Annotated in this window: 16 protein-coding genes; 6 read left to right on the forward strand and 10 right to left on the reverse strand. The window is 58.4% G+C overall.

Annotation, left to right across the window (positions count from 1 at the left end; genetic code table 11):
* Window positions 1-68: 68 nt before the first annotated feature.
* Both ADJ74_RS02720 and ADJ74_RS02725 read right to left on the reverse strand, forming a co-directional pair.
* Complete coding sequence (locus ADJ74_RS02720) at window positions 69-1,499, reverse strand: cell wall metabolism sensor histidine kinase WalK (protein WP_050341680.1); 1,431 nt, start codon at window positions 1,497-1,499, stop codon at window positions 69-71.
* Complete coding sequence (locus tag ADJ74_RS02725) at window positions 1,483-2,169, reverse strand: response regulator transcription factor (RefSeq protein ID WP_009753811.1); 687 nt, start codon at window positions 2,167-2,169, stop codon at window positions 1,483-1,485. The genes ADJ74_RS02720 and ADJ74_RS02725 overlap by 17 nt, the downstream gene beginning before the upstream one ends.
* 372 nt (window positions 2,170-2,541) lie before the next feature.
* On the opposite strand from ADJ74_RS02725, the gene rsmI reads away from it, so the two are divergent.
* From rsmI to ADJ74_RS02745, 4 genes are all read left to right on the forward strand, one after another.
* Complete coding sequence (rsmI, locus tag ADJ74_RS02730; protein WP_050341682.1) at window positions 2,542-3,396, forward strand: 16S rRNA (cytidine(1402)-2'-O)-methyltransferase; 855 nt, start codon at window positions 2,542-2,544, stop codon at window positions 3,394-3,396.
* Window positions 3,393-3,701, forward strand: a complete 309-nt coding sequence (locus tag ADJ74_RS02735; RefSeq protein ID WP_050344178.1) for a hypothetical protein — start codon at window positions 3,393-3,395, stop codon at window positions 3,699-3,701. Before rsmI ends, ADJ74_RS02735 begins: the two co-directional genes overlap by 4 nt.
* 105 nt (window positions 3,702-3,806) lie before the next feature.
* The gene (gene metG, locus ADJ74_RS02740; RefSeq protein WP_050341683.1) at window positions 3,807-5,357 is read left to right on the forward strand and encodes a methionine--tRNA ligase; all 1,551 of its coding nucleotides are present in this window, start codon (window positions 3,807-3,809) and stop codon (window positions 5,355-5,357) included.
* Window positions 5,354-6,139, forward strand: a complete 786-nt coding sequence (locus ADJ74_RS02745) for a TatD family hydrolase (RefSeq protein ID WP_050341685.1) — start codon at window positions 5,354-5,356, stop codon at window positions 6,137-6,139. Before metG ends, ADJ74_RS02745 begins: the two co-directional genes overlap by 4 nt.
* A 197-nt stretch (window positions 6,140-6,336) precedes the next feature.
* Here the strand turns inward: ADJ74_RS02745 and ADJ74_RS02750 are convergent, their stop codons facing one another.
* The 3 genes from ADJ74_RS02750 to ADJ74_RS02760 all read right to left on the reverse strand — a co-directional run bounded on the left by ADJ74_RS02750 (window position 6,337) and on the right by ADJ74_RS02760 (window position 9,733).
* Window positions 6,337-7,830, reverse strand: coding sequence for an IS1182 family transposase (locus ADJ74_RS02750; RefSeq protein WP_050341688.1), 1,494 nt, complete (start codon window positions 7,828-7,830; stop codon window positions 6,337-6,339).
* A gap of 137 nt (window positions 7,831-7,967) precedes the next feature.
* Window positions 7,968-8,690 (reverse strand): hypothetical protein, encoded by a 723-nt coding sequence (locus ADJ74_RS02755; RefSeq protein ID WP_157040578.1) that lies wholly within the window; start codon window positions 8,688-8,690, stop codon window positions 7,968-7,970.
* 104 nt (window positions 8,691-8,794) lie between these two features.
* Window positions 8,795-9,733 carry a YitT family protein gene (locus ADJ74_RS02760; protein WP_050341692.1) on the reverse strand — a complete coding sequence of 313 codons (939 nt, stop codon included), beginning with the start codon at window positions 9,731-9,733 and terminating at the stop codon, window positions 8,795-8,797.
* Window positions 9,734-9,905: 172 nt separating this feature from the next.
* On the opposite strand from ADJ74_RS02760, the gene pfkB reads away from it, so the two are divergent.
* Complete coding sequence (gene pfkB / locus ADJ74_RS02765; RefSeq protein ID WP_050341693.1) at window positions 9,906-10,814, forward strand: 1-phosphofructokinase; 909 nt, start codon at window positions 9,906-9,908, stop codon at window positions 10,812-10,814.
* Between the two features lie 307 nt (window positions 10,815-11,121).
* Window positions 11,122-13,023, forward strand: coding sequence for a fructose-specific PTS transporter subunit EIIC (locus tag ADJ74_RS02770; RefSeq protein WP_050341695.1), 1,902 nt, complete (start codon window positions 11,122-11,124; stop codon window positions 13,021-13,023).
* Window positions 13,024-13,077: 54 nt separating this feature from the next.
* Here ADJ74_RS02770 and ADJ74_RS02775 read toward each other — a convergent pair whose 3' ends face one another.
* The 5 genes from ADJ74_RS02775 to meaB all read right to left on the reverse strand — a co-directional run bounded on the left by ADJ74_RS02775 (window position 13,078) and on the right by meaB (window position 19,018).
* Window positions 13,078-14,022 carry a Dyp-type peroxidase gene (locus ADJ74_RS02775; protein ID WP_050341696.1) on the reverse strand — a complete coding sequence of 315 codons (945 nt, stop codon included), beginning with the start codon at window positions 14,020-14,022 and terminating at the stop codon, window positions 13,078-13,080.
* 81 nt (window positions 14,023-14,103) lie between these two features.
* Window positions 14,104-15,306, reverse strand: coding sequence for a methyl-accepting chemotaxis protein (locus ADJ74_RS02780; RefSeq protein WP_050341698.1), 1,203 nt, complete (start codon window positions 15,304-15,306; stop codon window positions 14,104-14,106).
* Between the two features lie 126 nt (window positions 15,307-15,432).
* Complete coding sequence (locus tag ADJ74_RS02785; protein WP_050341699.1) at window positions 15,433-17,097, reverse strand: methyl-accepting chemotaxis protein; 1,665 nt, start codon at window positions 17,095-17,097, stop codon at window positions 15,433-15,435.
* A 172-nt stretch (window positions 17,098-17,269) separates the two neighbouring features.
* Window positions 17,270-17,827, reverse strand: coding sequence for a peptide-methionine (S)-S-oxide reductase (locus ADJ74_RS02790; RefSeq protein ID WP_050341701.1), 558 nt, complete (start codon window positions 17,825-17,827; stop codon window positions 17,270-17,272).
* A gap of 12 nt (window positions 17,828-17,839) precedes the next feature.
* Complete coding sequence (gene meaB / locus ADJ74_RS02795; protein WP_050341702.1) at window positions 17,840-19,018, reverse strand: methylmalonyl Co-A mutase-associated GTPase MeaB; 1,179 nt, start codon at window positions 19,016-19,018, stop codon at window positions 17,840-17,842.
* Between the last annotated feature and the right edge of the window lie 130 nt (window positions 19,019-19,148).

A 19,148-nucleotide genomic window follows, 5' to 3' on the forward strand; every position in this document is an offset into this window, starting at 1 on the left:
ATCCGTGATTTCTTGCTCTTATTGTATCACAAAGGCGCCGCCCATGGGCGACGCCTTTTCAGTATACACTATGATTTAAGTGTCGGCATCACAAGGGAGATGGCAGTCCCCTGCCCCTCTGCGCTCTTCACCGCGATGCGGATGCCATGCTGCTCGGCGATCCATCGGGCGATCGAGAGACCCAGCCCAGAGCCGCCCGTCTCCTTCGTACGCGAGGAGTCCACGCGGTAGAACCGCTCGAAGATATGCGCCTGATGTTCCGGCGCGATACCGATGCCGTCGTCCGAGAGCGTCACCGTGACGGATTTGCCGTCCGCTGCCATGATGGACGACGCACGGATGTGACCTCCGGCAGGCGTGTACTTTCTGCTGTTTTCGAGGAAGATGCGGAAGAGCTGACGCAGGAGAACGGGATCGGCGCTGACCACCGCTTCGTCGTTCCTGTCCAGAACCACCTCGTGCGAGCTCGTCACCATCTGCATCTTTTCCATCGTATCCGAGAGAATCTCCGCAAGAAGCACCGTCTCCTTGTGCACTGCCTGACGCTTCTGGTCGGCACGCGCGAGGAAGAGCAGCTTTTCGATGAGCTGCTGCATATTCTCCGCCTCAGAGCGGATCGCCGTGATGCCCTCCTCGAGGATCTCCTTATCCTCACGCCCCCAGCGCGAGAGCATGTCGGAGTATCCGAGGATGACCGTCAGCGGCGTGCGCAGCTCATGGGAGGCATCCGAGACAAACCTCTGCTGCTGGACAAAGCCCTCCTGCAGACGCTCAAGCATTCGGTTGAACGTACGCGCCAGCTCCGAGAGCTCATCGCGCGCGCGCGGGATCGTGAGACGCTGTCCGAGGCGCTCCACCTCGATGCTGCCCGCCGTCCGCGTGATCGCGCGAATCGGTGTCAGAATGCGCCGACTGATGAAATGCCCTGCGATGAGCGCGAGCACAAAGCAGATCGCAACGGTATAGAAGAGCAGCCGCTGCAGCGAGTAGAAAAAATCCTTTTCCGTCGTAATCGTGCGAAAAAAATGAATCCGATAGGTGGTGCCGCCGTACTCGATCGTACGCTGGGCATGATAGACTGAGCCGTTGCGGAACTCGGAGACCTCCATCTCGGGGTCTGCCCAGAACGGCGTCTGCACTCGGCCCTGCTCGATCGCCGCATTCGACGGAAAGTGCGGATCCGTATCGAGAACAACGCGCCCCGCATCATCCGTTATCCGCACGATCACGCCGGGGATCACGGGTCCCTCAAACCAGAACTTCGCTTCGGCCGCATTTCCGCTCTCGATGTTGTTCATCACATGACGGATACTGCGGTCGAGATCGACCTCTGCCTGCCGATAAAAAAAGATGTATGCGCCCATCCCCAGAATCGTCGTAGAAAGAATAAGCACGAAAAAGAGGATGGCGGCATACATCAACGTGATCTTGGTTGAGATGCGGATATAGAGACAGCGGTCAGCCCAGTCCGACAGTCGTCTCCTAATCGCGCACCACATAGCCGACGCCCCGCACCGTATAAATGTACTTCTTATGGAAGCGGTCATCCAGCTTGGCGCGCAGATAGCGAATGTAGACATCGACGACGTTGGTCTCGCCCGTGTAGTCGAAGCCCCATACCTCCTGCAGAATTTGATCGCGGGTCAGCACTGTACGCTTGTTGCGCAGGAGATACTCCAGGAGGTCATACTCGCGCTTTGTAAGCGCGACCGTCTCCCCATCCACCTGCACCTCATAGCGCGAGAGGAACATGATGAGATTTTTCACCGTCAGGCGGTCGGATGCATCGTCCGTCGAGATATCGCGGCGGCGGAGCGCGTTGCGGATGCGTGCGATCAGCTCAGGCACGGCAAACGGCTTCGTGATGTAGTCGTCCGCACCGATGTCGAGTCCCTCGACCCTGTCCTCCACCGCATCGCGCGCCGTCAACATGATGATGGGCACGTTTGACACCGTGCGCACACGGCGGCAAATCTCGATCCCGTCCATGCCGGGCAACATCACATCGAGCAGGATAATGTCGAAATTCTCCTGAATGATGCGCTCATAGGCACGCGTACCGTTCCCCTCGATCTCGGCCGTAAAGCCCTCGTGCTCTAATTCCATCTGCAAAAAACGGGCAATTCGCGTCTCATCCTCCACGATGAGGACATGTGTCTTCTCTTCCATCTGAAACACCTCACATCATTTCCCTGATTGATGTCTTTAAGGAATCGCTGATAAAATGAGGTCTGCCAGATTGGCGTAGATTTTTTGTCCGAACAAGGTGGAAAACCGGACGCAGAGTGGTGCTCTGTGGAGGATTTTCCGCCGAAGTGCGGGCGAAAAAGATGCGTCAAGATGGCTGTGCCGAATTTATCAGCGATTCCTTAATGCCTATACTATATATGAATGCAGGAAGAATTAAAAGCGAAAACAGCAAAATATAATCGAAATTTTAAGGACATGACGATTTCCCCCGGTTTTCTTTTGGTTTTCCTTGACAATAGTGCATCCGTCCCGTATAAAACAGGGTAGGAATGACAAAATGGAGGAACAGCAGTGAACGAAAACGGACGGCTCTATCTCTGTGCAACGCCCATCGGCAACCTCGGCGACATCACCTACCGCGCCGTTGAGATGCTGCGCACGGCGGATCTCATCGCCGCCGAGGACACGCGCCATACGCGCGGACTCCTCGCGCACTACGACATCCATACGCCCATGACCAGCTACCATGAGCACAACAAGGATGCCAAGGGCCCCGAACTCATCGCACGGATGCAGGCAGGGGAGACCATCGTCTGCGTCAGCGATGCGGGACTTCCCGGCATCGCCGACCCCGGCGGCGATCTTGCACGACGCGCCGTCGCCGCAGGCATTCCCGTCACCCCGCTGCCGGGGGCGAACGCCGCACTCTCCGCGCTCATCTGCGCGGGACTTCCGCTCGAAGGATTCACCTTCGTCGGCTTTCTCCCGCGCAAGGAAAAGAAACGGCGCGAGGTGCTGGCACGCGTCGCCGCCTACCCCGAGACGCTCATCTTCTACGAGGCACCGCATCGTCTGCGTGAAACGCTTGACGCTCTCACAGAGTGCCTTGGAAGGGAGCGGCAGGCGTGCGCCGCACGCGAACTGACGAAGAAGTTCGAAGAGTTCCGCCGTGCGCCGCTCGGCGAGCTCTCAGACTACTACCGGGAGAACGAGCCGCGTGGCGAGTTCGTGATCGTCGTCGCGGGCGCAGATGAGAATGTCGCTGCGGATGATGGGGAGGAGATGTCCCTCATAGAGCACTATGCAGCACATATCGCCGCAGGCCTCGACAAGAAGGAAGCCATGCGCCGCACCGCGCAGGAACTCGGCATCTCGCGCAGGGAGGTATATCAGGCAGTACTGGGGGAGAAGCTATGCGATACATGAATCTGTATTTGAGCGCATCAATACCGCAGTTGGAGACCTTTCTCGCCGTGAAAAAGGTCATAGACGAATGGGACCCCCTGCATTTGTTTCCGTCTGCGCCGCTGGACGAATATGAGCATGAGGTTCACTTGATCTGCAAGCGGCTGGAGGCATGTCCCCCGTGGCGGGATACCCCTGCTCTTGATGAGTTGGCAGGGTTTATTGGCTGTGTCTGCTGTGAGTGCAATCACTATCCTCGCGGTTGGGCCGTGTATCGGGCGATTGCAGACAAGGTCATTCACGCGGTAAAAAACACCCCCGCTTGACCATACCAATACAGTTCTCTCTATATATGAACACCGCCGCAGTTGTCACCCCACACACTCTGTGCTACTATATATAGGAAATTATATCGAAACGAGGCATGATTTATGAGCGAAAAGACTCCATTTTACATCACCACCCCCATCTACTACCCGAGCGCGAAGCTCCACATCGGTCACGCCTACTGCACGACGGTTGCGGATACCATTGCGCGCTACAAGCGGCTCGCGGGCTTCGATGTGTTCTTCCTGACCGGCTCGGATGAGCACGGGCAGAAGATCCAGCAGGCAGCAGAGAAGGAGGGCATCACGCCCATCCAGTACGTCGACCGCATTGTCGCGAGCTTTCAGGAGCTGTGGCGGCTGCTCGGCATTTCCTACGATGACTTCATCCGTACGACCCAGCCGCGCCACTATGAGCTCGTGCAGGACATCTTCCAGCGCATCTACGATCAGGGCGATATCTACAAGGGTGAGTACAAGGGACTCTACTGCACGCCGTGCGAGAGCTACTGGACGAAGCTGCAGCTCGACGAGAACGGCTGCTGCCCCGACTGCCACCGCCCCGTGCAGGAGGTCTCCGAGGAGGCGTACTTCTTCCGCATGAGCAAGTATGCGGATCGTCTGCTCGCCTACATCAACGAGCATCCCGACTTCATCCAGCCCGTCTCACGCCGCAACGAGATGATCGCCTTCATCGAGCAGGGGCTGGAGGATCTGTGCGTCTCGCGCACCTCGTTCGACTGGGGCATCCCCGTGCCGTTTGACCCGAAGCACGTCGTCTACGTCTGGTTCGACGCACTGACGAACTATCTCACGCCGATCGGCTATCTCCACGACAAGGAAATGTTCCATAAATACTGGCCGGCGGACGTGCATCTCGTCGGCAAGGAAATCGTGCGCTTTCACACGATCATCTGGGGCTGTATGCTCATGGCGCTCGGACTTGACCTGCCGAAGAAAGTCTACGGGCACGGCTGGCTCATCGTCAACGGCGCCAAGATGTCGAAGTCGGTCGGCAACGTCGTCGACCCCGTCGCCCTCATCGAGGAGTTCGGCGCGGACGCCATCCGCTACTTTCTCCTGCGCGAGATCGCACTCGGACAGGACGGCAACATCTCGCGCGATGCACTCATCGGACGCATCAACTCCGATCTCGCGAACGATCTCGGCAACCTGCTTCACCGTACGCTCTCCATGGCAAAAAAATATCGGAAGGACGTTATCTCGAAGGGTGAAGGGCGCACGGACTTCGACGCGGCACTCGAAACGATGACGGCGGCGACGGTGCGCGACTATACGGAGCAGATGGACGCGCTGGAACTCTCCGCCGCAGTAAAGACCGTCTGGACACTGATCTCGCGCACGAACAAGTACATCGACGAGACCGCGCCGTGGACGCTCGCCAAGGACGAGGCGAAGACGGCAGAGCTTGACGCGGTGCTCTATCACCTCGTCGAGACGCTGCACATCGTCAGCGTCCTCATCACGCCGTTCATGCCGACGACGGCACGCCGCATCCACGAGCAGCTCGGATTCCATGTGGACTTTGACGCCGTACAGCTGGCGGACATCGCCGCATGGGGCACGACACCTGACGGACATACGGTCGGCACGGCAGAGCAGCTCTTCCCGCGCATCGAGGTCGAGAAGGCATGACGCTCATCGACACGCACGCCCACCTCTACGATGAAAAATTCGACGATGACCGCATCGACGTGATCGCACGCGCGCGTGAGGCAGGCGTAGCGAAGATTATCAGCATGGGCGATACGATGGCAGCATCCGCACAGGTGGTGCAGGATGCGGAGGAACATCCCACACTCTACGCCGCCGTCGGCATCCATCCCGAGAGCGCGTGTGTGCTGACGGACGAGATGCGCCGTCAGCTCCTCACATGGGCCCAGCATCCGAAGGTCGTCGCCATCGGCGAGATCGGACTCGACTACTACTGGGAAAAGGACGCATCACGCCGCGCGCTGCAGCGTGACCTCTTTGCAGCGCAGCTTGACCTCGCACGCGAGGCGGGACTTCCCGTCTGCATCCATGACCGTGAGGCGCACGGTGACACGCTCGCCATGCTGCGCTCCGAGGGTGCGGGGCTCACGGGCGTCCTCCACTGCTACTCGGGCAGTCTCGAGATGGCGCGCGAACTCTGGAAGATGGGCTTCTGCATCGGCATCGACGGGCCGCTCACGTACAAGAACGCGGCGAAGCTGCCCGACATCGTACGCGAGGCTCCGGCAGACAAACTCCTCGTCGAGACGGACTGCCCCTACCTCGCTCCCGTCCCCCTGCGCGGCAAGCGCAACGAGCCCGCCTATGTCACGCATATCGCCACCAAGATCGCCGAGATCCGCGGTGAGACCATCGAGGACGTCGCACGCTATACGACGGAGAACGCAGAGCGGCTCTATCCAAAGCTGCAGAATGGTACATAATTATCGCTCAAAAAAGGGACTGTTGCATGAAGGTAAATTTATCTTTGTGCAACAGTCCATCTTTTCGTATAGGGGCAGATCGGCGAAACAACGGTAACGAAAACTTGCCCCCCTACAGAAATAGGGCACACGAATACGGACGATTGCAATGCTCGCCCTTATTCGTGTGCCCTGATTGGTTTCTTTCCGACATCTTCTTATGCCGCTTCTCTCAATGGTACCAGATGCCGCTCCAACGTCTCGCTCTGTATCTTCTGGTGCAGTTTGAAGACGTTGTGTGCCAGTGCCAGCAGAATGGTCTCACCCAAGACATTCGCACGCCCTCTCGTAAGAAAGCGGCGAAATCCAAAGGCTCCCTTGATCTGTGCAAAGACACCCTCTGCCTGGATGCTGCGGTTCATCCGCAGGACGATGCCCTCCGTGCTCTTGATCCGTGCAAGGTTCTTTGCACGCTCTCGTTGAAAGACCTTGGCAACCTCCAATCTCTTGGTTCGTTCCTCCATTGGTATCTTGCTGTGGTTGCCATGGATGCACTGCTTCTTTCTTTCGCAGCCGTTGCAGTCCGTACACGTGTAGATGGTCTTTTCGCTCACATACCCGCTCGCACTCTTTGTCCTGCGCGTCCTCGTCACAACGAGCCGCCGTCCCTCGGCGCACTGGTAGACATCCTCCGCCACAAGGTAGTTCATGTTCTCCCGCCGCCCAATATCCTGCTTCCATTTGCGCTTCTTGCTCACTTCGTAGTTGTTCGGCTTGATGTAGGAGGCCTGTCCCTTTTCCCTCAAATACAGGTAGTTCTCCTCACTCTCATATCCTGCATCAGCGATGAGTTTCCGACTCCTTTTTCCGATGTGTGCATGAAAATCTTCCAAAAAAGGGATGAGTGTCTGTGTATCTGTCGGGTTCGGGTAAACACCCGCCCATACGATAAAGGATGCCTCCACTCCATATTGCAGATTATATGCCGGCTTTAACTGTCCGTTCTTCATTGCATCTTCTTTCATCCGCATGAAGGTTGCTTCATAATCTGTCTTGGAAAAGCTGTTGCGATCCCCGCAGATGTGCAGCTTCTTTGTGTAGTCCTTCAGACGGCTGATGTAAGAGTCCAGTGTCTCCATGGTACGCTGAAGCACGGTCTTTCGTTTTCCACGCCCGTAAACGAAGATGATGTTTTGCTCTCTTTGGATGCGTTTCAAACGTCGGCGCAGACGTTTCAGATGGTGCAGGCGAATCTCAGAGCCACGGCGCAGGTGGATACCGAACTCTTTTTCTACGCCGGCAAGAAAGGCGTAGAGTTTCTCCATGAGTTTGGTACGGTTCTTTGCAACGCCTTTTTTCCAGACGAAGGTGTACTTGCCCGCAACTGCTTCAATCTTTGTGCCGTCAACAAAGAGGTTCTCAAACGAGATGACTCCAACGGATGCAAGAAACTTCGCCATTTGTGACAGAATCTCCTTGGCGCAGGGGGCAAAGTGATCCCTGCGAAAACGGGCAATGGTTGTGTGATCGGGGGCGGGTCGTCCTTCGAGCAGATACATGAAGTGGATGTCCCTTAGGCATACCTCCTCGATGCGGCGGGAACTGTAGATTTGATTCATGTATGCGTAGATGAGGATGGCAAGCAGCTGATGCGGTGATACGAGATTCCGCTCGGCACGTCGAAAGCTCCTGTAAAGTGGCGTAAGATCCATCTGATGGATGCAGTGGAGCAGGAGACGAACGGGATCGTCTTTCTTGATTTGAAATTCAAAGTTGAGGGGGAGGCTGGGTTGAAATGTGCTCCGTAGGATGTATAATCCTTATGTAAAATTTGTTGCATACTCATATTTTACGCTAGAAGCCGGTGTTTGAAAACACCGGCTTCTGTGTTTTTTGCACAAAATTGAGGCTGCTGCACGTTTGTTTCGTGCAACAGCCCCTTTTTGTGGTATGATACCCCTCGCGCCGTCTCGCGCAGGTCGCGCAGGTGTGCACGGAGATTAGCCGCGGCGAGGACGTTACGCATCACCTCGCCCGCGAGGACATACGCCCTGCCGCTCGGCTGATCCTCATCCGCGTATGAGCGCGCATCGCGGCGGTCAATGATCTCCCCCGTTGCGCGGTCATAGACGAGTAGGCGGACGGCGGCACCGCTGTGCAGAAAATTCTCCTCATAGAAGATACTCGTGTAATATATCTCCTCATAGTAGGTCGTGAGGATCGGCAGAACGACGAGGTCTGCCTCCACGGCATCTGCCGTCGCACGCAGGACGGCAGGATAGTCATAGCCGCGCCGCGTGGCATACTGCCCACAGGCACTATCATACGCATCCATCAGCGCACGGTCATCGACGTAGGTGAGCCAGCCCATCGTATCGTTCAGCGGCATGTGGAGATCGCGCGCGACCATCTCCTCGAGCGCATCCACCGTCTCCGCATCGACATCCCCTGCACCGCCCTCCACCACGAGCGGCAGCTGTGCGATGCGCGCAGCGCCAAGCGCAGGTGCCGTGGGCAGGAGCAGAAGAAAGAAGCTCAGCAGAGCCGTATATCTGAGAAATTGTTTCATCACCGATCAATCTCCCCCAAGAAAGCACGGATACATTGCAGACGATGCCCCTTCCCCCGCTTCGCGGCCCCCTCCCCCGCGTGTACGAGGGAGGCTTTGGGGAATCCTTAGTGAATCGCCTTTTTCTTGAACCGTCCACCCACGATGTCATGCACGGCATTGATGGTCACAAAGGCGCGCTCGTCCTTGTCGAGGACGATTTCCTTCAGCTTGTCCAGCTCGAGGCGCGTCACCACGCAGTAGAGGACTTCCTTCGCCTCGCCCGTGTAGCCGCCAGCCCCGTGGAGCAGCGTCACACCGCGTCCGAGCCGCTCATTGAGGGCGGCGGTGACCTCCTCGTGCTCGTTCGTGACGATCATGACGGCATACGACTCATCGAGACCCTTCAGCACGACGTCGATCATCTTTGCGATGACGAAGTAGGCAAAGAGGGAGTACATCGCCTTGTCCCAGCCGTAGAGGAGTCCTGCCGAGGAGAGGATAAAGAGGTTGATGAACATAACCACCTCGCCGACGGAGAACTGCGTCCGCGCATCCATGATGATCGCGACGATCTCTGTCCCGTCGAAGCAGCCTCCCGTACGCATGACGATGCCGACGCCGAGCCCCGTCACCACGCCGCCGAAGATCGCAGCGAGGAACGGGTCATTCGTCACCTGCGGTACGTCGTGAAGCACGCCCGACCAGATTGAGAGCATGATGATGGCAAAGACCGTCGACAGGGCAAAACTCTTGCCGATCTGCTTATACCCCATAAAGACAAAGGGAATATTATAGAGTACGAGAAACACACCGAGACTCATGCCCGTGATGGTCTGCGACATGATCGACAGACCCACAACACCGCCGTCGATGACATTGTTCGGGATGAGGAAAAGATCGAGTCCTACGGCAGTGATGAACGCGCCGATAATGAGCCGCAGGCACTTTTTGATGTAGAAAAATGCCCCCTTTGGAGCTGCCTTCTTGGGGTGCGGCGTCGGTGCCGGCTTTTCCTGTGCCTCCACGAGCACCTGCTCAGTACTGCTGTCTACGATTTCGTTCATACGTCCTCCCATTCCCCAAAAACGCTGTACTTCTCTATTCTATTATAGAGGAAAGAAAATCCGCTGACAAGTCCACCGCTATGAGAACGGTTTTCTTGACTTTACTATACCTGCATTATATGATGGCAATATCGGAAAGAGATTCATCTGTAATGGGACAGGAGGGATATATATGATTTACACAGTCACCTTCAATCCGTCGATTGACTACATCGTCCGATTGGAGCAGTTCACGCCGGGCGAGATCAACCGCGTGAACTATGAGCAGATCCTGCCGGGGGGCAAGGGGATCAACGTCACCATCGTGCTGAAAAATCTCGGACACGACGCGACGGCACTCGGCTTCCTCGCGGGATTCACCGGCACGGCAATGCAGCAGCAGCTTCGCTCGTTCGGCGTGACGGAGGACTTTGTGCGCCTCGACGAGGGATTCTCGCGCATCAACGTCAAGATCAAGGCGGAGCGCGAGACGGAGATCAACGGGCAGGGGCCGAAGATTCCGCCCGAAGCGCAGCGCGCGCTGTTTGAAAAGCTCGATCGTCTCTCACACGGTGACACCCTCGTCCTCGCAGGGTCAATTCCGAATACCCTGCCCGACGATATCTATGAACGCATCATGGAACACCTCGACGGGCGCGGCATCCGCATTGTCGTGGATGCGACGAAGAACCTTCTGCGGCGTGTGCTGAAGTATCACCCGTTCCTTATCAAGCCAAACAATCACGAGCTTGGCGAGATGTTCGGCGTGACGCTGAAAACAGACGACGAGATCATCGAACACGCAAAACGCCTGCAGGACGAGGGTGCGACGAACGTCCTCATCTCCATGGCGGGCGACGGCGCTATCCTTCTCACAGAGGAAGGCGTATTCTATCGCTCTGCCGCGCCGAAGGGCACCCTCGTCAACTCCGTCGGCGCGGGCGACTCTATGGTCGCAGGCTTCCTCGCGGGCTATATGGAGTCGGACGGCGACTACGAGCGCGCCTTCTACATGGGCGTTGCGACCGGCTCCGCCTCGGCATTCTCGCCGAACCTCGCCACACGCGAGGAGGCTCTCGCGCTGCTGAAAACCATCGAGTGAGGTAATGGTGGCGTGCTTCCTACGCAAATGAATCCACCCCCATCGCACCTGTGCAGTCCATGTGGCGTGCGTCCTACGCAGAACCCTCGTTACGCAAGCGGTCGTGTGCTCGTCCGCCAAAATACCTGCGGATTCCAAACGCGCTGCGCTTGAACGATTAAAATCCGCAGGGGGCGGGTCGCACACTCTGTGCCGCTTGCTCCACTAGGGTTTGCTAAAGGACTGCACGCCACTCCAAACAACATGAATGTTCTGCGAGGAGTATTGCACAGCACATACAACACAATAAAAAAGGAGGGTTTTCCCTTTGCATATCAACGACCTTTTGAAGCCCGAGAGCATTGCCCTCGGCGTCTCCGCCCCCGCCTCCAAAGAGGCAGCTATCCGTCTGCTCGCGGACTGCATGGAAAAGGGCGGAAACCTCAGTGACAAGGAACAGTATGTCAAGGACGTACTCGCACGTGAGGCGAGCGGCACGACGGGCCTCGGCGACGGCATTGCAACCCCGCACGCCAAGAGCGACGGCGTAAAGGCAGCAGGGCTCGCCGCCATGACCATCCCCGACGGCATGGACTTTGCCGCGATGGACGGCAATCCGAGCCGCCTCTTCTTCATGATTGCCGCACCGAACGGCGCAAACGACGAGCACCTCACCATTCTCTCCAGCCTTGCGACCATGATTATGGATCCCGACTTCAAGGAAGCACTCATCGCCGCCAAGACCGTCGAGGAATTCCGCGGCCTCATCGATGCGAAGGAAAACGGCACCTTCACCGCACCGAACGCGGCAGAGGAGAGCACGGAGAGCGCACCTGCCGCCGACCACATCCAGATCCTCGCCGTCACCGCCTGCCCCACGGGCATCGCGCACACCTTTATGGCGGCGGAGAGCCTGGAACAGCACGCGAAGAAACGCGGCATCTCCATCAAGGTCGAGACGAACGGCTCGGCGGGCGTGAAGAACGTCCTCACACCGGAGGAGATCGCCGCTGCCGACGGCATCATCGTCGCGGCGGACAAGAACGTCGCCATGTCGCGCTTTGACGGACACCGCGTCGTCATCACGAAGGTTGCGGACGGCATCAATAAGGCAGATGAGCTCATCGACCGTGCTCTCGCGGGCTCTGCGCCCGTCTATCACGCGAGCGGTGCGGATACGGCAGAGGGGGCGGATGCATCCGAGGAGGAAAGCCTCGGGCGCCAGATCTACAAGCACCTCATGAACGGCGTCTCGCACATGCTCCCGTTCGTCGTCGGCGGCGGCATCCTCATCGCCCTCGCCTTCCTCTTTGACGACTACACGATTGACCCGTCGCATTTCGGCTCGAACACCCCGCTCGCCAAATTCTTCATGGATGTCGGCGGCGCATCGTTCGGCTTCATGCTCCCCGTTCTCGCGGGCTTCATCGCCATGTCCATCGCTGACCGCCCCGGCCTTGCCGTCGGCTTCGTCGGCGGTGCACTCGCGGGCGCGCACGGCACGGGCTTCCTCGGCGCGCTCCTCGCGGGCTTCATCGGCGGCTACGCCGTCAACCTGCTGAAGAAGGGCTTCGCGGGACTTCCCGCCGCACTCGATGGCATCAAGCCCGTCCTGCTCTACCCGTTCTTCGGCATCCTCATCATCGGCTTTATCACCCTCTTCATCATCACGCCGCCCGTCGCCGCCATCAACACATGGATGGTCGCGACGCTCGGCAGCATGGATCCCTCGGCGCGCGTCTTTATGGGCATCGTCGTCGGCGGCATGATGGCGATCGACATGGGCGGCCCGATCAACAAGGCGGCGTATGTCACGGGCACGGGGCTCCTCGCCTCGGGCGAGTATCACGTCATGGCAGCAGTCATGGCCGGCGGCATGGTTCCGCCGCTCGCGATTGCCCTCGCCACCACCCTCTTTAAGAACCGCTTCACCGAGAGCCAGCGCAAGGCGGGCATCACGAACTACGTCATGGGGCTCTCCTTCATCACGGAGGGTGCAATCCCCTTCGCGGCGGCAGACCCTGTGCGCGTCATCCCCTCGATGGTCGTCGGCTCGGCACTCGCGGGCGCACTCACCATGGTCTTTGACTGCACCCTGCGCGCCCCGCACGGCGGCATCTTCGTCGTCCCGACCATCGGCAACCCGCTCATGTACCTCGTGAGCATCATCATCGGCGCCCTCGTCGGTGCTGTCATCCTGTCGATGCTCAAAAAACCGATCAAAGAATAACGGCATAGAAAATACCGCCGCACCGAGATCCTCGGCACGGCGGTATTTTGCGTTTTAGAACAGCTCTCCCTCGGCGATGCGCCCCATGAGCTCCTTCGACGGGATGAAGAAGAGCTGTCCCTTCAGTGCCGTCGAGTACTCAAGCAGGCGATCGTCCTGCGTAAACATATTGGTGAGCATCTGCCGCGTCACAGCCCAATGGCGTGCATAGCCGATAAAGTAAGTGCCGCGCACGCCTTCGCCCGGATTCGCATAGACGACATTCATACGGACGATCTTGTGCTCCTCGTCGTCGCGGTTGTCCTGCGAGATGATATTGTGTGCGCGCGGATCCTTCTCCTCATCGGAGAGCTCGAGATCGCTGTACTTGCGGCGTCCGACGTATTTTTCCTGTACCTCCGTCGGCAGTGCCCGCCACGCGTCAAGGTCGTGGACGTATTTCTGCGCGAAGGCATAGGAGCCGTTGATGAACTCCGGATCCTCCGCGCCGATGATCGCCCACTCCTTTGCCTCCTCACCGACGGGATTTTCCGTTCCGTCGATGAAATCAATGATCGCGCGTCCTTCGCGATAGTGAAAGCCGTGCGTCTCATCCACCACATCCACGATGGGGCGCAGAAAACCCATGATCTGATCGACGACAAGGTAGGTCGTCGATGCCTCATCTGCACGTACGTGCAGGAAAAGATCGGCAGGTGTTGCGGGCGCCGTGTGGTGCTCACCGTCCACCCCCTTGAAGTCCTCGAGTTCCTTCGGCTTCTTCGCCTTGGGAAAGAGATATTCCCACGCGCGGTTGCTGAAGCCGAAGGTGAGCTTCACCGTCTCCGGTGCAACGCGGATGTTCATCGATCGCTGAATCGCACTGATGCGGTCCGCCATATCGGCGATGATCTCCCGTTCCTTCTCGATGTCCTCACGCTTCAACGAGAGCATGACAAAAATGACGCTCTCCCCCGCATCCTTGAACACATCCTGCGCAAGATCTGCCTTGACCTCCATGGTATACCTCCTATTTCATACCCATCCAAATCCCGATCCTATGGTACGGCATTGCTCCATGCGAGGCAAGAATCCACCGTGCTACACCTTGAACTTGCCAACCAGCTCATCCAGCTCGGCAGCGTGGCCCTTGAGATGCTCGGCCGTTGCGGCAAAGGCATCGAGAGAGGCGGTTTCCTGCTCGATTGCGGCCGCCGCATCCGTTGTATGTCCCGCGATCTCATGTGAGGCCTTGGCGACCTCCTCCGATGCCACTGCTGCGACCTGTGCGCAGGCGCGTACCGCTTCAATAGAGGTGAGGAGCGCCGTACGGTTCACGTTCTCCGCCTGTGCAAGTACCTGCATCTCCTCCAGATGTGCAGAGATGCTGGTCACACTCGATGCGAGCATCTGGACATTCTCATCCTGCTCGCTGGTGTGCGCGGCAACATGGGTGATGGCAAGCGCATTGTACTCGACTGCCTTGCTGTTCTCAACACTCGCCCGCCACATCGTATCCGACAGCCCCGCGACCTCGGCTGCGCAAGTCTGCGCACGCTGCATGATCCGGCGCAGCTCGCTGACAAAGGTGTTGAAGGACTGCACAATGCGCCCGATCTCGTCAAATCGTCTGGTGGTGAGCTGCTGGGTGAGATCCGCCTCCTTGCCCGCGACCTCGCGAAACGATGCAGTCAGTGCCGCAATCGGCCGCAGTACCTCCATGATGATGCAGTAGGAGGACACGGCAAAGATAAGGAACGCAAGGACAATCACACCCACACCGATTTTCTTGGAAACGCTGATCTTTGCCTGACTGGCATTGTCATACGCTGAAACGAGCTTGTCCACCTCGGTCACATAGTCCTCGACCTCGGCGGCGACGACGGCATTTGTCTCGTACTTCTCCTCCGTCCCCACAGCCCCCGCGACAGCAAATACATGCGTGCGGTACTCCTCCCAGAGGGGCTGCAGCGTGCGCAGCTGCTCTTTGAGAGCCTCGTCCGTCGCCGGTCGGAGTCCGAGTTCGGCATCTCCCCTGCGCAGCCCCGCAAGGATGCGGTCATACATCTCGATCTGTGCCATCATCGTGCGGCGAAGCTCCGCTGCCTCCGCTGCATCGGCGGAGACCATACGTGCCGAGAGCCATGCAAGCTGATAGGCACGCATGCGCAGCGAGCCGGAGGCATTGACGGCGGGAGCGTCTCCGTCCAGCTGGGCAAAGGTGGCAAAGTTCAGCCCGACCAGCCCGACGATGAATACGAAGAGGGCAACAAGCGTGATTCGTAATTTATTATGGATTGACATTTTTTCCTCTCGTTTCAAAAAATTCCTCTCTTGTATTATATCGTAGAATGTAGCCTGTGCAATACCCCATCCAATAAATCCGTGTGAACTACAATGTATTCACACGGATTTATTTTGGATATTTTCTCAGGTCTTGAACTTTCCGACGAGGCCGTCCAGCTTCGCCGACAGACCCGACAAGTGCTCTGCGGCAGTGACGACCTGCTCCATGGTCGCGCTCTGCTCCTCGATGGCAGCCGCCGAGTCCTCGGTGAGTCCCGCAATCTGTTTTGCCGCTGACGCGACATTCCCCGACGTATGCGCGACGTTCTGTGCGCCTGCCGATGCCGTCTGATTCAGCTGCACGATTTCAGCCGCCGCGCGGCGGCTCTCCTCGGAACTCGCGGCAATGGCATTCAGTGAGGCACGCACCGCAGCGACCGCCTCCGTGATCTTCTCGAGATCACCGACCAGTTCTTGATTTGCACTGTGCGTCTCATGCACCTGCTGACGAATGCCGGTCATCTTCTTCGTGACATCGTCCGCCGCAAGGCTCGAGCTCTCAGCGAGCTTGCGCACCTCCTCCGCGACGACAGCAAAACCACGTCCGCTCTCCCCTGCACGTGCAGCTTCGATCGCGGCGTTGAGCGCGAGCAGATTCGTCTGCTCCGAGATGCCCTTAATGAGCTCGATGATCTGATTGATGTCCTCCGCGTACTGTGTGAGCGTCTGCACATTCCGATCCATCGCCATGACAATATCGCGCAGGCCATCGGTCTGTGATGCGACACGTGCCGCACCGTCCCGGCCATCCGCTGCCTTTTCCTCAGAATCCGCCGAGAGTGCGGCAGAGCGTTCAGCGGCTGCGAGCATCTGCGCCATGTGCTCTGCGATCTGTGCCACATGGTCCGCGAGGGCCTGCATATCAGCATTCTGTTCATTCGCCCGCCCTGCGACATCGGTGACGGAGCCGGCGACCACTTCGACGGCCTTACTGCTCTCACCGCTTGCCTGTGAAAGTGCACCGGAGAGCTGTGCGACCTCCGCTGCACTCTCCTGTGCACCGCGTATGATCGTACGCAGTTTCCCGATGAAGGTGTTGAAGTAGAGGACGATCCGTCCGATTTCATCATCGCGCTCTGCGTGAAGCTGCTGCGTCAGATCCCCCTCGCCCTCGGAAATGCCGTGAAACGAGTCCGTCAGCGCCGCCAGCGGACGCAGAATCTGTGTAAGAATCAGCCAGAGTGCACCGCCCGCCACGAGAACAGCAAGCAGAATCACGCCGAGCTGGATGTCCTTGGACCTCTCGATCTTCGCCTGTCCGGCGGCATCGTAGGCAGCGACCAGCTTGTTGACCTCCGCCACAAAGGGCGCAACCTCTTTTGCGGCCTTTGCCTCTGCGGCGCGGCGCGCCTCCTCGTCCGTTCCCTCGGCAGCGGCACGGATATCAGCACGGTACGCCTCCCACAGCGGCTTCACAACGCCGAGCTGCCGCTGCACTGTCTCATCCGTGGGTGCCGTCAGCCCCATCGCCGCATCGCCCTGCTCCAACCCCTTCAGAATACGATCGTAGTCCTCCAGATTCTTCTGCATCGCCGCGCGCAGCGTCTGTGCGTCGCCCTCATCTGCCGACACGAGCCGTGCTGCCCCCCACGAGAGCTGATAGGCGCGCATCCGCAGCGAGCCGGAAGCGTTGACCGCGGGCGCGTCCCCCTTGAGTTCATTGAACGTAAAGAAGTTCAGACCGACCAATCCGACAATGAAGACAAGCAGCAAAACCAGAATCAACTGCAGTTTCGTGCGTATGCTCATCCCCGTCTCCCCCTTGCTGTGCAGCGCGAAACTCCATCGCACGCTGCAAGCCTCTGAACGTGTATTTGATACTATGAATTATAGCATAAGACATTCGGGAGAGCCATGAAAATTATCTATTATTTAAAAAAGGTCTGCTGCACGAAGTTTTCGCTTCATGCAGCAGACACATTCACAATTTGACAAGTTCACGCAGGCGGACGAGATCAATGTAGGTCTTTTCCTCCGGATGCCGCGTGAGATAGCCTTGATGCTCGTCCGCTGCCGGCTGGAAAGAGGTCAGCCGCTCCATCGTTGCGTGCATAACACGCCGTGCTGCCGCACTGCTGTTTGGGTCATTGAGCGTCAGGTGCTCCCCCGTCGCGGGGCAGCGCCCCTTTCCCGTGAGAAAGGTGAGGTAGAGCGCGATCTGCGGCTCGTCCTCTGCGCTCTCGTAAAAGATGCCCGCGCGGTACATAGGGCCGCGCACATAGCCCTGCCCGTCGATGCTGTACGGCGTAACGACGGAAAAATGCAGATCGAGCAGCTGTGAGATGTCCGTCTTTTTGGGATCGTAAACGATCTCAACGCCCATGCGTCCGCCCGACACGCCCGTCAGCGCATCCTCGTGCACGGTCTGCGGCGCAGCGTTGATGTAGCCCGTGCGGACGGAGACGATGCCGCGCCGTCCGCGAAACACCTCCTCGAGCTCATACATATCCGCACCCGAAAGACAGATGCGTTTCGTCATGGGTACACCTCCTCAATTCGTAAAGAGGTCGACCTGCCGTCCCGCCGCACGGTGCACATCGAATACACTGAGCAGCTCCGCAACTGCCTGGGTCGGTGAGATGCCGCCCGAGAGGACTGCATCCTTTACCTCGGGCATACGCCCGCGCACAACGGCATCGTCGAAGAACAGGTTGTGCAGATGCTCGTCGATCATGCTGTTCATCCAGTCGAGCAGCTGCCCGTCGCGCCGCTTCTTCCACACGCCGCTCTTCGTGGTCTTCTCACGGAAGATGCGGATGATCTCCCAGAGCTCGGCAAGTCCTGTCTTCTCGATCGCGGAGGCAAGATAGGCGTGCGTCTCCCAGCCCGGCGTCGCGGGGCGGATAAACTCGATCATGCGCTCGTACTGCCCGCGCGCGACCTTTGCTTTCACCAAATTGTCGCCGTCCGCCTTGTTGATGACGATCGCGTCCGCAAGCTCCATGATGCCCTTCTTGATGCCCTGCAGTTCATCGCCCGCGCCCGTCAGCACAACGAGCAGGAAGAAATCCACCATCGAGCGCACGGTCGTCTCGGACTGCCCGACACCGACCGTCTCGATGATGATGACATCATAGCCTGCCGCCTCACAGAGCAGCATGGTTTCACGGCTCTTGCGCGCGACGCCGCCGAGTGTGCCGCCTGCAGGAGAGGGGCGGATGAACGCCTCGGGACGGCGCGAGAGGGTTCCCATACGTGTCTTGTCGCCGAGGATCGAGCCCTTCGTGACAGAACTTGTGGGATCAACGGTGAGCACAGCGACACGGTGTCCCGCATCGCAGAGCATATTGCCGAACGCCTCGATCATCGTGGACTTGCCTGCCCCCGGCACGCCCGTGATGCCGATGCGCAGAGCATTGCCCGTCTTCGGCAGCAGGCGCTGAAGCACGCGCTGGGCACGCTTGAAGTGCTTGCTGCTGTTGCTCTCGATGAGGGTGATCGCACGAGAGAGCGTCATGCGGTCGCCGCGGGCCACGCCCTCAACATAGTCATCTTCACTGAGGACAAGTTTGCGGTGGGACATCCCTGTCCCGTTCAGCAATTTCGGATTGATGTTGCCGACGGTCAGATCCTTGATCCCCTCGATGCCGCCCATGACGCTCGTCGTAAACTTCGCATCGGCGTCCTCGGGTACCCAATCGGGCCGTTCCGTTGTATATTTTTCGCTCATAAAGCCTCCTTCTATGGTATTGGAGGCGCCCCTATCGGCTCGCTTCGCTCGCCACTTCCCCCGTAGCGACGGGGGAAGCTAATATCCCGTAATTCAAAGCCTCCCCCGCACGGGGCGGGGGAGGGGGACC

The organism is Selenomonas sp. oral taxon 478 (assembly GCF_001189555.1).
GTDB classification, from domain to species: Bacteria; Bacillota; Negativicutes; order Selenomonadales; family Selenomonadaceae; genus Centipeda; species Centipeda felix.

What these genes read in the sequence shown, in the direction of transcription:
- metG (WP_050341683.1), top strand. Translation starts at nt 3,807, where the DNA reads ATGAGCGAAAAGACTCCATTTTACATCACCACCCCCATCTACTACCCG.
- ADJ74_RS02775 (WP_050341696.1), bottom strand. Translation starts at nt 14,022, where the DNA reads ATGGAGGTCAAGGCAGATCTTGCGCAGGATGTGTTCAAGGATGCGGGG.
- ADJ74_RS02785 (WP_050341699.1), bottom strand. Translation starts at nt 17,097, where the DNA reads ATGAGCATACGCACGAAACTGCAGTTGATTCTGGTTTTGCTGCTTGTC.
- ADJ74_RS02735 (WP_050344178.1), top strand. Translation starts at nt 3,393, where the DNA reads ATGAATCTGTATTTGAGCGCATCAATACCGCAGTTGGAGACCTTTCTC.
- ADJ74_RS02745 (WP_050341685.1), top strand. Translation starts at nt 5,354, where the DNA reads ATGACGCTCATCGACACGCACGCCCACCTCTACGATGAAAAATTCGAC.
- ADJ74_RS02725 (WP_009753811.1), bottom strand. Translation starts at nt 2,169, where the DNA reads ATGGAAGAGAAGACACATGTCCTCATCGTGGAGGATGAGACGCGAATT.
- ADJ74_RS02760 (WP_050341692.1), bottom strand. Translation starts at nt 9,733, where the DNA reads ATGAACGAAATCGTAGACAGCAGTACTGAGCAGGTGCTCGTGGAGGCA.
- ADJ74_RS02750 (WP_050341688.1), bottom strand. Translation starts at nt 7,830, where the DNA reads ATGGATCTTACGCCACTTTACAGGAGCTTTCGACGTGCCGAGCGGAAT.
- ADJ74_RS02790 (WP_050341701.1), bottom strand. Translation starts at nt 17,827, where the DNA reads ATGACGAAACGCATCTGTCTTTCGGGTGCGGATATGTATGAGCTCGAG.
- pfkB (WP_050341693.1), top strand. Translation starts at nt 9,906, where the DNA reads ATGATTTACACAGTCACCTTCAATCCGTCGATTGACTACATCGTCCGA.
- ADJ74_RS02780 (WP_050341698.1), bottom strand. Translation starts at nt 15,306, where the DNA reads ATGTCAATCCATAATAAATTACGAATCACGCTTGTTGCCCTCTTCGTA.
- ADJ74_RS02720 (WP_050341680.1), bottom strand. Translation starts at nt 1,499, where the DNA reads ATGTGGTGCGCGATTAGGAGACGACTGTCGGACTGGGCTGACCGCTGT.
- meaB (WP_050341702.1), bottom strand. Translation starts at nt 19,018, where the DNA reads ATGAGCGAAAAATATACAACGGAACGGCCCGATTGGGTACCCGAGGAC.